Genomic DNA, 12954 nt, shown 5'->3' with positions numbered 1-12954 from the left:
CCGATTCTGATCGTTGCAGCCCTGGTGGACGATAGAATATGCCAACAGGGTTGCAGATTAACGCGAATAGCGCCGGTGCACGGTTGCGGTAAACCCCGGCGAGTTGGTTATACTGCGTTATTTACAGGGCCTTTTCAACGCTTCTTAAGTACGGGGAACGGATGTCGCAAAACAGGCAGAGACCGAAGGATGTGCCTTCCGTTGCAGCGGTTTCAGGCAAGATTGACGATGTCCTGGCCGGCATTCGTGTTCCTGACCTTCCATACCCGGCTGGCAAGCTCGAACCAGACGCCGTCAGCGACTGGCGCCCACTGCTGGTTTCCTGCTGGTCCGAACAGCGTGACGAACGGGTTACCCATGTTATCCGATCTGTTCATCTGGAGTGGTCAGCCCGACAGGTGAACGCCGCCTATGTGGCTGACCGCATCATGGACGTGTTCCTGAAGACGAGCGGCCTGCATCCGAGCCTCGCCCGCCGGGTGGCAAGGCTGCGCTTCTATCTTGCCTGGCGCATGAATCTGGAGGGCAAGAAAGCCTTCAGCAAGGCGCTACTGGAGTGGCTGGACAGCCTTCAGGAGTGGCGCGGCTGGAGTGATTCCGGAGGCCGTTCCGCCAAGGTTCTGATGGATCAGCTGGATTCGCTGGTTATCGCCGTTTCCGCGAGTTTTGAATCCGGCAAGACGGAGCCGGTTAACGAATTCTGTCATCGCTGGCAGGAAGACGCCGGGAAGAGGAATGCCCAGGTTGGAAAGCTCCGCCAACGGCTGCTGGAAACCGAGCAGGGCGCTGCAAAGCAGCGCAAGGCAGAGCAGTCTTCCCGGGCATTAATCGGTCGGGCTCTCCAGGGGCGCAAGCTGCCGCTTCCGATCGTCCGCTTTATACTTGATCACTGGCAGGGTCTGCTGAAACAGTCGATCTGGGATTCCGGTCTCGACGGAGAGAACCTGCGACATGGCAGCAAGTTGCTGGAATGGCTGGTCTGGATTGGTGATCCGTCGCTTTCCGACAAGGACCGTAATCGGCTCTATCACGTGGGCGAACAGATCGGTGATCGGATCCTTGATGTCTGGAAACGGGTTTTTAATGAATCACTGCCTGCGGAGTCCCTGTCCGGGATCGAATCCGCTATGGTTTCCAGGCTGAGAGGAGAGGCGCCGGATCTTGTGGATGCCCTGCCGGCGGCGGGGAGCTTCCACTGGGACAGCACCTGGCTCAGCTTCGAAGTGCCCGCGGCAGAAGCTTTTGAACCGTATGAGGGGCAATGGTTTGTCGAGGGCGAGGGTGTCGCAGAGCAGCGCCGTTACTTCTATGCGTTCTTACCGGAGTCGGCAGAAATCCTCTGGACCAACGGCGCCGGCGTGAAACTGGGGCTGCAGACCTGGGGCGAGTTTCAGAGGGCCCTTGAGCAGGAGCAGATCCGGCCATTGCCGCAGCTCACGCCGTTCGGAACGGTGTTGGCAGAAACCGTGGAACTGCTTGCCCGTGTCTGCGAGAAGCAGCGTCGGCAGAGGGAGCAGGCGGCGGAAGCTGCCAGGCTGCGTGCCGAGGAATTGAGGCGGGAAAAAGAAGCCGCGGAAGAACGGCGCAGAGCTGAGGAAGCGGAGCGTGAAGCCGAGCTTGAGCGCCAGCGGCAAGCCGATGAAGAGCAACGACTCGCCGATGAACAGGCTGAAAAGGAACGGATCCGGAAGGAAAGAACACTGCTGGCCGAGAAACAGGTGGATGCTATCAAGCTTGGTGGCTGGATTGTCGTTGAACCCGATGAAACGTCTGATGAACCTGCCCGTCTGAAACTGGCCGTGCGCATCAATGCGTCGAGAAAGCTCGTGTTTGTGGACCGTCTGGGCCTGAACAGGCGCGAATTTCTCGAGGACGCCCTGGTTGAGGGGATTGTCGGAGGACGCATCCGGGTTCTGGGAACCTCCGCGGAATTCGACGACACCCTTAGCAGGGTAGTCGGGCGGATTCGCGTTGGCCGCAACTGATATTGCCGAAGCAGGAAAAACAAAAATGACAGATAATGACTATAGCTTTGGAACCCGGAATGAGCCGCCCGTTGATCAGGACAATCGGGCAGATTACCGTCTTACGGCGCGAGCCAGGGCAATACTCGAGCTTGAGTCCGGCTTGCCGGAAGAAACCGGAGCCGAGGAGCGGGACCTTGTCTGCGGTATTCGTGATATTTCGGCCAGTGGCCTTTGCCTGACAGCTGACGAACCCCTTTCCCTGGGGGCCCTGCTGCCGGCGAGCGTATTTCTTGGTAACCATGCCCAGCCTTTCGGTCTGATGGTCGAAGTGGTCTGGTGTCGACCCAACGAGTCGAGCTTTCTGGTGGGGGCGCGAATCATTGAGTCTGACGAAACCGCATACGTCGAGTGGGTGGAGGCCGTGGCCTCGGCGATGGCCCAGGATTGACTCTTGTCCGTGCAATCCAACGAAAAGAGCCGGCATAACGCCGGCTCTTTTACGTTCGGGGAGGGTGAGACTTACTCTTCAAGTTCACCCATTCCGGTAATGTTGAAGCCGCCGTCCACGTACATGATCTCGCCGGTAATACCGGAGGACATATCAGAGCCGAGGAATGCGGCAGCATTACCCACTTCGTCGATGGTGACGTTGCGCCGCAGCGGCGCACGCCTGGCATTTTCGGCCAGCATCTTACGGAAGCTCTTGATGCCAGAGGCGGCCAGGGTCTTGATCGGACCCGCGGAAATGCCATTCACACGAATGCCGTCCCGGCCCAGGCTGGCGGCCATGTAGCGAACATTGGCTTCCAGGGAAGCCTTGGCCAAGCCCATCACATTGTAGTTCTGCAGAACCTTCTCAGCGCCCAGGTAGCTCAGGGTAATCAGCGAGCTGCCTTCATGCATCATGCCGCGGGCACCCTTGGCCAGCGCGACAAAGCTGTAGGAGCTGATATCGTGGGCAATGCGGAAGCCATCACGGGTGGTCACGTCGACGTAGTTGCCGTCCAGCTCGTGTCCAGGCGCATAGCCGACAGCATGCACAATGATGTCGATGTTGTCCCAGTGCTTGCCCAGCTCTTTGAAGACGTTTTCAATTTCTTCGTCGCTTGCGACATCGCAGGGGAAAGTCAGCTTGCTTCCCCACTGTTCGGCGAACTTCTCAACCCGTGGCTGAAGTTTTTCATTCTGGTAGGTAAACGCCAGTTCGGCACCCTCGCGGGCGAAGGCCTCGGCGATACCGTAAGCAATGGACAGTTTGCTGGCTACGCCAACGATCAGTGCTTTCTTGCCACTGAGGATTCCCATGGGTCGTTCTCCCTGTGTTCCTGATTTGCGAGCATTATCCCTGAGTGCTCTGGTCGGGGTAACGCTCAAATAGTCGTAGTTGGTTTCTGGTAAAAGAACGCGGCGTTCAGCAGTTCACGGGTGTACTCCGCCTGCGGTGCATCGAAAATCCTGGCCGCGTCACCATATTCCACGATCCGGCCATGCTGCAGCACCAGCAGCTTATGGCTCAGGGCGCGCACCACAGCCAGGTCATGGCTGATAAAGATATAGCTTAGACCATAACGGGTCTGGATAGCCCTCAACAGTTCAATGACCTGCTTCTGCACGGTGCGGTCCAGGGCGGATGTGGGTTCGTCCAGAATGATCAGGTCGGGCTGCAGCACCAGAGCCCGGGCGATGGCAATGCGTTGGCGCTGGCCGCCAGAGAATTCGTGTGGATAACGATGCCGTGCCTCCGGATCAAGGCCAACGTCGGTGAGCGCGCGAATCACTTTGCTGTCGTGTTCGGCTGCGTTTTCCGCGTCGTGGATCTCCAGCCCTTCGCGGACAATTTCGGCAATGGACATTCTGGGACTGAGGCTGCCAAACGGATCCTGAAAGACAATCTGCACGCGCCTTCGCCAGGGCCTGAAATCCTTCTGGTTAAGAAACGCCAGCTCCTCGCCCGCGAGGCGGATACTTCCGGTACTGGCGGTAAGCTTCAGCAGCGCATGGCCGATGGTGGTTTTGCCGCTGCCACTTTCCCCGACGATTCCGAGCGTTTCGCCGCGATTGAGCTGGAAATCGGCGCCCTGCACAGCGTGAAAGGATTCCTTCACCTTGCCCAAAAGGCTCTTTCGTATCGGGAAACGCACGTCCAGTCGCTCAACAGCCAGCAACGGTTCTGCACGTTTATCGAGGGGTAGGGGCGCCTCCGGGGGCTCGGCATCCAGAAGCTTTCGTGTATAGGGGTGTTGTGGGCTGGCAAACAGGGCATCGGTATCGGCCTCTTCCACGAGTTTGCCATGTTCCATGACGGCCACCCGGTCGGCGTACCGGCGAACGATGGTCAGGTCATGGGTAATCAGAAGAATGGCCATACCCAGTTTCTTCTGAAGGTCCCTGAGCAATTCGAGAACCTGTTTCTGGACGGTTACATCCAATGCCGTCGTGGGTTCGTCCGCGATAAGGAGATCGGGTTCATTGGCCAGTGCCATGGCGATCATCACCCGCTGTTTTTGCCCCCCCGACAACTGGTGGGGATAAGCGCCAAGCTTGCTTTCCGGGTTCTGTATCCCCACGAGTTGTAGCAGTTCCAGGCAGCGCTGTTTTGCCTGTGGCCCGCGCATTCCCTTGTGCAGTTCCAGGGTTTCGCCAATCTGCTTTTCCACGGTATGTAGCGGGTTAAGGGATGTCATGGGCTCCTGGAATATCATCCCTATCTCCCGGCCGCGGATCTGGCGCATGCGCTTCTCGGTGGCGGGCAGAAGATCTTCATCGCGGTACCGGATCTGCCCGCTGGGGTAGCTGGTGTGCCGCGCATCAAGGAGGCGAAGAATTGACAGTGCCGAAATGGATTTTCCGGAGCCGCTTTCGCCCACCAGTGCGAGGGTCTCGCCTTCACGGATTGCCAGTGACAGGGATTCGACGGCTGGAAGCCCGTGATCAAAACAGATGGAAAGATCGGAAATCTGAAGTAACTGGCTCATATCAGCTCTTCCTCGGATCGAAGGCATCGCGTACGGCTTCACCCACGAACACCAGCAAGGTGAGCATCAGCGACAGCGATACGAAGGCGGATATGCCCAGCCAGGGCGCATGCAGGTTGGCCTTGCCCTGGGCAATCAGTTCCCCCAACGAGGGTGAACCGGAGGGCAGACCAAAGCCCAGGAAATCCAGGGAGGTCAGGCCGGTAATTGCCCCCGTCAGAATGAACGGGAGGAAGGTCAGTGTGGCTACCATGGCATTGGGGAGTATATGCCGGAACATGATTTTGCGGTTGTCCAGACCCAGTGCACGGGCAGCTTTGACGTATTCGAAGTTACGGGCACGCAGGAATTCCGCACGGACCACATCCACCAGCCCCATCCAGCTGAACAGCAGCATGATGCCCAGCAGCCACCAGAAGTTTGGCTGCACAATGCTCGAGAGAATGATCAGCAGATACAGTACCGGCAGGCCGGACCAGACCTCGATAAAGCGCTGGCCCAGTAGATCAATTTTGCCGCCGTAAAAGCCCTGGATGGCGCCGACCACTACGCCGACAATGCAACTGGCGATGGTCAGGGTAAGGCCGAACAGAACCGAAATGCGGAAGCCATAGATCACCCGGGCTGCAACATCCCGGCCCTGATCGTCGGTCCCCAGCCAGTTCTCTGCACTCGGCGGCGCCGGTGACGGAACCTCGAGATCGTAATTGATGGTGTTGTAGCTGAACCGGATCGGTGGCCAGACCATCCACCCGTTGGCGCTTATCTCATCGGCGATAAAGGGATCGCGATAATCGGCTTCCGTGGGCAGGAAACCTCCAAAGGTTTCTTCCGGCACGGATTGGACCACCGGGAAGTAGAGGTCGCCTTTGTACGACACGACCAGCGGTGAGTCGTTGGCAATGAGCTCGGCGACCAGTGACAGGCCGAACAGGGCGAGAAAAATCCACAAAGACCAGAAACCCCGGCGGTTTTTCCGGAAGTTCCGCAGGCGCCGCTGTTGGATCGGAGTCAGAGACCGGAAACTCACGCACCCTCCCGGCTTTCAAAATCGATCCGCGGATCGACCAGGACGTAGGTAATGTCGCTGATCAGCTTCAGGATCAGGCCCATCAGGGTGAAGATATACAGGGTGCCGAAGATCACGGGATAGTCGCGGTTCAGGGCCGCCTCGAAACCGAGCAGCCCGAGCCCGTCGAGGGAGAAGATCACTTCAATCAGCAGGGAGCCCGTAAAGAACAGAGCGACAAGGACGCCTGGCAGGCTGGCAATCACGATCAGCATGGCATTGCGAAATACGTGGCCATACAGCACTTCTTTCTGGTCCAGACCCTTGGCGCGGGCGGTTACCACGTACTGCTTTCCGATCTCATCCAGGAAGGAATTCTTGGTAAGCAGGGTCAGGGTGGCAAAACCGCCGATCACATTTGCGGTGACGGGCAACGCCAGGTGCCAGAAGTAATCCCCGATTTTCTGGTACCAGGTAAGCTCGTCGAAATTCGAAGAGGTCAGGCCCCGGAGCGGAAACCAGTCGAAATAACTGCCCCCGGCAAACAACACGATGAGCAGTATCGCGAAGAGGAAGCCCGGAATGGCGTAGCCCACTACAATGGCTGAGCTGGTCCAGACATCGAACCTGGAGCCGTCTGTAACGGCTTTCCGGATGCCCAGGGGGATGGAAATAAAATAGATGATCAGCGTCGACCACAGCCCCAGGGAGATCGAAACGGGCATTTTATCGATTATCAGGTCGATGACGCTTTTTTCCCGGAAGAAGGAATCACCGAAGTTGAAGGTGGCGTAATCGCCAAGCATCTTGAAGAAGCGTTCGTGAGCAGGCTTGTCGAAGCCATACATCACTTCGATTTCTTTCAGAAGCTCATCGGGTATGCCGCGGGAACCACGCGTGTCGCCGGAAGAGTCGGCTACCTCGCCACCTGTTCCACCACCGGAAGCCCGGGCCAGCGCGCTGCCGCCGTGGCCTTCCATCTCAGCGATAAGCTGCTCAACGGGACCACCGGGGGCCGCCTGCACAATGACAAAGTTGAGCAGCATGATTCCGATCAGCGTGGGGATGATCAGCGCCAGACGCCTGAGTATGTAGATGCCCATTTGGCGGCGTTTTCCTCAGGGCTTCGCCCACCAGTTGTCCAGATCAATGCCGTTTTTCGGCGTCTCGGCTGGACGTTGCAGATGGTTCCAGTAGGCGACACGGTCGCTTCTCAGGTGCCAGTGAGGAATCACATAATAGTGGTGCAGCAGAACCCGGTCCAAGGCGCGAACCCGGTAAACCAGTTCCTCTCGGTTTGGCGCCTGAATGACCATGTTCACAAGCTCGTCGATCACCGGATCGCTCACGCCCATGTAATTCCGTGAGCCTTTGGCATCCACGGTGGATGAATGCCAGTATTCCCGCTGTTCATTGCCCGGGGAATCCGATTGGCCGAACACCTGGGTGATCATATCGAAATCGAATTCCCGCAGGCGCTGGATGTACTGGTTGCTGTCCACGAGGCGTACGGTCACATCGATACCGAGACGGCCGAGGTTGTTCTTGAAAGGCAGAACCACCCGCTCGAAGCTTTTCTGGAACAGCAGGATTTCGAACGCCAGTGGTTCGCCGGTTTCGCCGTGTACCATCTTGCCATCGCGGATGATATACCCGGCGGACTTGAGCAGACCCAGAGCCGTCCTCAGATTCTCGCGGAGGCCCTGCTGGCCTTCGGTGGTGGGTGGCTGGTACTCCTCGGTAAACACATCATCGGGCAACTGATCCCGGTAAGGTTCGAGTATTTCCAGTTCACGGCCGGTGGGGAGACCCGAGGAAGCGAGATCGCTGTTTTCAAAGTAGCTGTCAGTACGGGTGTACTGGTCGAAGAAGAGGTTCTTGTTGGCCCACTGGAAGTCGAAACCATAGGCCAGCGCTTCACGAACCAGCGGGTCGGAAAACACCTTTCTGCGGGTGTTGAAGGCAAAACCCTGCATGCCTGAAGGCCGGTGATGCTCGATGGCTTCCTTGATGATCGTGCCGTTTTCGAAACGCTCCCCGGTGTAGGCTGTGGCCCAGTTCTTGGCAGAAGACTCCAACCGGAAATCGAAACTGCCGGCCTTGAACGCCTCCAGCGCCACGGTGTCATCGGTGTAGTAGTCGTAGGTGATCTGATCGAAGTTGAAGCGGCCATTCCGGACGCCAAGATCCTGTGCCCAGTAATCGTCAACCCGTTCGTAAGTAATCGACCGGCCTGCTTCGAAGTCACCAATCCGGTAGGGGCCACTGCCCAACGGCGGGTTGAGGCCATTCTTGCCAAATTCGCGATCGGCCCAGTAGTGTTGGGGCAAAATGGGCATCTGGCCGAGGATCAGCGGCAGCTCCCGATTGCTGGTTTCCTTGAAGTCAAAACGTACTCGCTGAGGGCTTTCTATCGTGACTGTTTCGACGTCAGCGTAGTAGTTCCGGAAGAAGGGGTGCCCCTGGGTAGTAAGCGTGTCGAAGGAGAATTTCACATCCTCAGCGGTAATGGCTTCGCCATCGTGGAACCGCGCCTGTTCACGGATATTGAAAACCACATAGCTCCGGTCTTCGGGTGTCTCCAGGGATTCGGCAATCAGGCCGTAGGCCGAAAAGGGCTCATCGTCAGACGACTCAAGGAGTGTGTCATACAGATAGTTGCTGATGCCCGCGGCGGCAACACCCCGGATATCAAAAGGATTGAATGAGTCGAAGCCGTTGGCAACAACCGCCATTTTCAGGGTGCCGCCTTTCGGGGCTTCCGGATTCACGTAATCGAAGTGGCTGAACCCGGCGGGGTATTTGGTGTCCCCGTGCATGGCAATGCCATGGGCTGGCATTGCCTCGTCGGCGACGGAAAAGGGTGAGATAAGCGGTGTGGCAATAAGTGCCAGGGCTGATAAAAACGACGTAAGGGATGAGGCTTTCCGTGTTCTTGTCATAAGTCTCGCACGTCAGGGACTGTTTCGGATATCAACGTAGAGTACCAGACTTTGCCCGGGTTGCAGATAACGGGCGGTATTCAGATCGTTCCAGCTTGCGATGTCCCGCACATTCACGGAAAACCTGCTGGCAATCCGGGCAAGGGAGTCGCCTTTGCGCACCCGGTAGCCTACTTTCCGAACCATAGCCTTGCCACGGCCACTGTTGGCTGCCACAACCGTCGGCTGACTGGTTTTGGACCAGATGACCAGTTCCTTGCCGGGTATCAGCGGATCGCCCGGCGCCATACCGTTCCAGGCAGCAACTTCACGTACGGACACCCGGTGCTCGCGGGCAATGTCCCAGAAGGTGTCGCCCTTGCGCACCGTGTAACGAACCTTGTTACCGTCCCGCTTACGCTCCTGTTTGCGCTCAAGGCGCTGGGAGGCGCTCAGGGCGTAAGCATCGCTGCCCTTGGAAGCAAAGGGAATCATCAGGCGCTGGCCAATTCGTATCAGGTCGCTGTCCAGATTGTTGACCTGCTGCAGCACTGACGGCGTTGTGGAGAACTTGCGGGAGATCGAATTGAGACTGTCTCCGGATTTGACTTCGTAGTTGCGCCAGGACACCCGTTGATTGGCTGGAATTTCAGCCAGGGCGGCACGGAACGTCTCCGCATTCCCAACCGGAACGAGCAACCGGTGAGGTCCATCCGGCGAAGTTGCCCAGCGATTGTAGGAGGGGTTCAGGAGGTAGATCTCGTCGACATCTACTCCGGCCAGTTCTGCCGCCTGGGCAAGGTCGAGCTGGGAGCCGGTATCAACAACTTCGAAGTAGGGTTCGTCTTTCAGCGATGGCAGTTCAATGCCATAGGCCTCGGGATTGTCGAATATTTTCGCCAGAGCAATCAGTTTGGGGACGTAGTGTCTGGTCTCCCGGGGCAGGTGAAGAGACCAGAAGTCTGTCGGCTTGTTGGCGTTCCGGTTGCGGCGCATGGCGCTGGAAACCGTGCCGCCGCCGCTGTTGTAGGCGGCAAGGGCGAGCGTGTGGTCGCCATCAAACCGGTTTGCGAGGCGCTCGAGATAGGTCAGGGCAGCGTCGGTTGCGGCGATGACGTCACGACGGTCATCGTGCCACCAGCTCTGTGTCAGGCCAAAGTATTTGCCCGTGGAGGGAATGAATTGCCAGAGACCGGCCGCGCGCCCATGGGAGTACGCAAACGGATCGAACGCGCTTTCAACAACGGGGAGCAGAGCATATTCGGCAGGCAAGCCCCGCTTTTCGGTCTCGTTGACGATATAGTGAAGGTAGCGACTGCCGCGTTCCACAACCCGGTCAATGTAGCCGGGATGTCGGGCATACCAGTTCAACTGGTCCCGAACCCGTTCATTGTCGATATCGTGATCCAGAACAAATCCTGAGCGCAGTCTTGCCCACAGATCTTGCTCAACTGCCTCCGCCTCAGCGGTTTTCTGAACCGGATTGTCGAGCTTCTCCCGGGCATCCCTGGCAGCATCCTTCAATTCCGGAGCAATAGCTTCGTCCAGCGGCTCGTCGCGGGCAGCGTCACGGTTTTCTCCGGTCTCGACAGCTTTCTTGAGCCCTTCATCGCCCGCGGCGACCGTGACTTCCTGTGTGTTCAGCGGGCTTTGCTCTCCCTGGCTGATCAGGCTGGTGCAGCCACTTGCGAGGGCTCCGGCGAAAAACAAAAACGACAATCGTCTGGCCGACATAACAGCATCCGGGTTCAGGTTGAGGCCGGATTCAGCATCTGAAACTCCGGCATATTGAACAATTTACGGTCACAATTTTGAAATGATTCTATGGGACCGATTAAAAAGGGGTCAAGAAACCTCTCGTTACGGCTCTGAGAGGATTTGTTAAGTGCGTATCACCAGGCGTCAGAAATTATCCTTGCCGTGGCGAATGGCCGCAAAAATAGCGTTATCGGAATCGGCGGGCAGGCCGCGGCTTGAGCAATAGGCCCGGGCGGAGTCCACTACCGCCGGATCATCCCACCGCAGAAACGGATTGAGCCGTTTCTCGTTCTCGAGGATTGAAGGAACCGTCGGTTCTCCTGCATCGCGGGCGGCCTGACACTCCTGCTCGAACGTCCGGAGACCTTCGTCTTCCGGCAACCAGCTGCGGGCAAAGCGCAGGTTCGCGAGGGTGTACTCGTGGGCGCAGTAAACGGCGGTCTTGCCAGGCAGCGCCCGGAGGGTCTGAAGAGACTGACGCATCTGCTCCGGTGAGCCCTCGAACAGACGTCCGCATCCACAGACAAAAAGGGTATCGCCACAGAAGAGAACCGGCCGACCATTTACCTCGACGTCGGTGAAGTAGGCAATATGATCGAGAGTATGGCCGGGAACGCCCAGGACCTGGAAGGTGATATCTTCCCAGATCACCTCGTCACCGGGATGAACCAGGTTGGTACTGCCTTTGTAGGGCGAATCCGCGGGGCCCGTTACCCTGCAATCCGGAAAACGGGAGAGCAATTCTTTGACACCGCCGACATGGTCCGGATGATGGTGGGTCACCAGAATGGTATCCAGGGTCAGTCCGTTCTCGGCCAGATGGTCCAGGACCGGTTGGGCCTGGCCCGGGTCCACGATCAGCGCCTTGTCGCTGGCGGTGTCGGAAAGGCACCAGATATAGTTGTCACTGAAGGCGGGTATGGCGGAAATGGTCAGCATAGGGCCCCACATGTGCTTATCGAATGTGACTGATATGATAGAGCATTAAATACAAGGCCCCAACCATGGGAAAGGGCTTCCTGGAGTGGCGCATTGGTGAGTGAATCCGAGGCAGTTGATTATTCCGCCAGACATGAGAGCTTTGAGCGCTGGTTCCAGACCCCGCTTGGTCGGGCACTGTTGGCCGACCAGAGACGCTTTGTCGACGCCGAGCTACAGCGTCTGACAGGCGCCAGGCAGTTGCAGGTGGGGATCAGCCATCGGCTGCCATTGGCTACCGGCACGGATTTTTCCCAGAAGATCATGACAGCGCCAAGATGGTATCCCCATATTCCGGATGGAGTCGCCATCTGCGATGCCGACGAGCTGGCCTTTCCCGGTGACTCGATGGATCTTGTCGTGCTGCATCACACGGCCGATTTCTCTCCTTACCCTCACCAGGTGATTCGCGAGGCGGCGCGCGTGCTCCGGGGAGAGGGCACGATGGCGCTGTTTGGTTTTAACCCTCTGAGCCTCTGGGGCGCGCGCAAACTGATCTCCAGGAGCAGCGAGGGCCCGTGGGGCGGTCGCTTCCTCTTGCGCAGACGCATGGAAGACTGGCTGCACTTGCTGGGCTTTAATGTCGAAGCGTCGATTACCCGGTTTTTCAGGCCACCACTGCAGCGCAGTGGTCGCAAGCCGACGAGCCGGATTGACAACCGTTTGTCCGGAAATCGACTCCTGCCAGTAGGCGCCTATTACTGTATCCTTGCCAAAAAACGCGTCCACGCCCGGTTGCCAAGGCGCCCCGTCTGGCGCCAAAGCAAGGTGATTGCCCTGCCGGGCACCGGTACCGTTGGCGCCTCCCGAGGTTGCAGCCGCAGTGGCTCGCCGATTAACAGACCGAAGTGAATCACCGAAAATTAAATCAGGAGGCTGAATGGCCGGCAAGGTAACCCTCTATACGGATGGCGCCTGCAAAGGCAACCCCGGGCCCGGCGGCTGGGGCGTGGTTTTGCGCTATGGCGACAATCGAAAGACCCTGCACGGCGGGGAGGCGAATACCACGAACAACCGCATGGAATTAATGGCAGCCATCCGTGGTCTGGAGGCCCTGAAGCGCCCGTGCGAGGTGGAGCTGTTTACGGATTCGCAGTACGTGCGCAAAGGCATTACGGAATGGATGGCAGGCTGGAAGCGGAACGGCTGGAAGACCTCCGCGAAAAAGCCCGTGAAGAACGAAGATCTCTGGCGCGAGCTGGATGCCGAAGTGGCCCGGCACCAGATTAACTGGCACTGGGTAAAAGGGCACTCTGGTGTTCCTGACAATGAACTGGCGGATGAACTGGCCAATCGCGGTGTCGACGAGCTTTCCGGCGCATAGATTCAGAGCGCATAAATACAGT

At 58.0% G+C, this 12954-nt stretch carries 11 protein-coding genes; 4 read left to right on the top strand and 7 right to left on the bottom strand.

The window, feature by feature from the left end; translation table 11 throughout:
- Window positions 1–161: 161 nt before the first annotated feature.
- Both KYE_RS06785 and KYE_RS06780 read left to right on the top strand, forming a co-directional pair.
- Window positions 162–1985 (top strand): DUF1631 family protein, encoded by a 1824-nt coding sequence (locus tag KYE_RS06785; protein WP_008171723.1) that lies wholly within the window; start codon window positions 162–164, stop codon window positions 1983–1985.
- A 25-nt stretch (window positions 1986–2010) separates the two neighbouring features.
- Window positions 2011–2415, top strand: coding sequence for a PilZ domain-containing protein (locus tag KYE_RS06780; RefSeq protein ID WP_008171722.1), 405 nt, complete (start codon window positions 2011–2013; stop codon window positions 2413–2415).
- A gap of 71 nt (window positions 2416–2486) precedes the next feature.
- On the opposite strand, the gene KYE_RS06775 is transcribed toward KYE_RS06780, so the two are convergent.
- The 7 genes from KYE_RS06775 to gloB all read right to left on the bottom strand — a co-directional run bounded on the left by KYE_RS06775 (window position 2487) and on the right by gloB (window position 11569).
- Window positions 2487–3272 carry an enoyl-ACP reductase gene (locus tag KYE_RS06775; RefSeq protein ID WP_008171720.1) on the bottom strand — a complete coding sequence of 262 codons (786 nt, stop codon included), beginning with the start codon at window positions 3270–3272 and terminating at the stop codon, window positions 2487–2489.
- A 65-nt stretch (window positions 3273–3337) separates the two neighbouring features.
- Window positions 3338–4942: an ABC transporter ATP-binding protein gene (locus tag KYE_RS06770; protein ID WP_008171718.1), complete on the bottom strand. Its 1605-nt coding sequence runs from the start codon at window positions 4940–4942 to the stop codon at window positions 3338–3340.
- A 1-nt stretch (window position 4943) separates the two neighbouring features.
- Window positions 4944–5972, bottom strand: coding sequence for an ABC transporter permease (locus KYE_RS06765; RefSeq protein ID WP_008171717.1), 1029 nt, complete (start codon window positions 5970–5972; stop codon window positions 4944–4946).
- On the bottom strand, window positions 5969–7054 hold the full coding sequence (locus tag KYE_RS06760) for a microcin C ABC transporter permease YejB (protein ID WP_008171714.1): 1086 nt from the start codon (window positions 7052–7054) through the stop codon (window positions 5969–5971). Before KYE_RS06760 ends, KYE_RS06765 begins: the two co-directional genes overlap by 4 nt.
- 15 nt (window positions 7055–7069) lie before the next feature.
- Window positions 7070–8893 carry an extracellular solute-binding protein gene (locus KYE_RS06755; protein WP_039881892.1) on the bottom strand — a complete coding sequence of 608 codons (1824 nt, stop codon included), beginning with the start codon at window positions 8891–8893 and terminating at the stop codon, window positions 7070–7072.
- 12 nt (window positions 8894–8905) lie between these two features.
- Window positions 8906–10606 carry a LysM peptidoglycan-binding domain-containing protein gene (locus KYE_RS06750; RefSeq protein WP_008171711.1) on the bottom strand — a complete coding sequence of 567 codons (1701 nt, stop codon included), beginning with the start codon at window positions 10604–10606 and terminating at the stop codon, window positions 8906–8908.
- A 168-nt stretch (window positions 10607–10774) separates the two neighbouring features.
- The gene (gene gloB / locus KYE_RS06745; RefSeq protein ID WP_008171709.1) at window positions 10775–11569 is read right to left on the bottom strand and encodes a hydroxyacylglutathione hydrolase; all 795 of its coding nucleotides are present in this window, start codon (window positions 11567–11569) and stop codon (window positions 10775–10777) included.
- A gap of 96 nt (window positions 11570–11665) precedes the next feature.
- Between gloB and KYE_RS06740 the strand changes: the two genes are divergently transcribed.
- Window positions 11666–12460: a class I SAM-dependent methyltransferase gene (locus tag KYE_RS06740; RefSeq protein ID WP_039881902.1), complete on the top strand. Its 795-nt coding sequence runs from the start codon at window positions 11666–11668 to the stop codon at window positions 12458–12460.
- 28 nt (window positions 12461–12488) lie between these two features.
- Window positions 12489–12932, top strand: a complete 444-nt coding sequence (rnhA, locus tag KYE_RS06735) for a ribonuclease HI (RefSeq protein ID WP_008171705.1) — start codon at window positions 12489–12491, stop codon at window positions 12930–12932.
- The last annotated feature ends 22 nt before the right edge of the window (window positions 12933–12954 follow it).

It is taken from the genome of Marinobacter manganoxydans MnI7-9 (assembly GCF_000235625.1).
Lineage (GTDB): Bacteria > Pseudomonadota > Gammaproteobacteria > Pseudomonadales > Oleiphilaceae > Marinobacter > Marinobacter manganoxydans.
This window is presented reverse-complemented; position numbering and strand designations above follow the sequence as displayed.

What these genes read in the sequence shown, in the direction of transcription:
- KYE_RS06785 (WP_008171723.1), top strand. Translation starts at nt 162, where the DNA reads ATGTCGCAAAACAGGCAGAGACCGAAGGATGTGCCTTCCGTTGCAGCG.
- KYE_RS06780 (WP_008171722.1), top strand. Translation starts at nt 2,011, where the DNA reads ATGACAGATAATGACTATAGCTTTGGAACCCGGAATGAGCCGCCCGTT.
- KYE_RS06775 (WP_008171720.1), bottom strand. Translation starts at nt 3,272, where the DNA reads ATGGGAATCCTCAGTGGCAAGAAAGCACTGATCGTTGGCGTAGCCAGC.
- KYE_RS06770 (WP_008171718.1), bottom strand. Translation starts at nt 4,942, where the DNA reads ATGAGCCAGTTACTTCAGATTTCCGATCTTTCCATCTGTTTTGATCAC.
- KYE_RS06760 (WP_008171714.1), bottom strand. Translation starts at nt 7,054, where the DNA reads ATGGGCATCTACATACTCAGGCGTCTGGCGCTGATCATCCCCACGCTG.
- KYE_RS06755 (WP_039881892.1), bottom strand. Translation starts at nt 8,893, where the DNA reads ATGACAAGAACACGGAAAGCCTCATCCCTTACGTCGTTTTTATCAGCC.
- KYE_RS06750 (WP_008171711.1), bottom strand. Translation starts at nt 10,606, where the DNA reads ATGTCGGCCAGACGATTGTCGTTTTTGTTTTTCGCCGGAGCCCTCGCA.
- gloB (WP_008171709.1), bottom strand. Translation starts at nt 11,569, where the DNA reads ATGCTGACCATTTCCGCCATACCCGCCTTCAGTGACAACTATATCTGG.
- rnhA (WP_008171705.1), top strand. Translation starts at nt 12,489, where the DNA reads ATGGCCGGCAAGGTAACCCTCTATACGGATGGCGCCTGCAAAGGCAAC.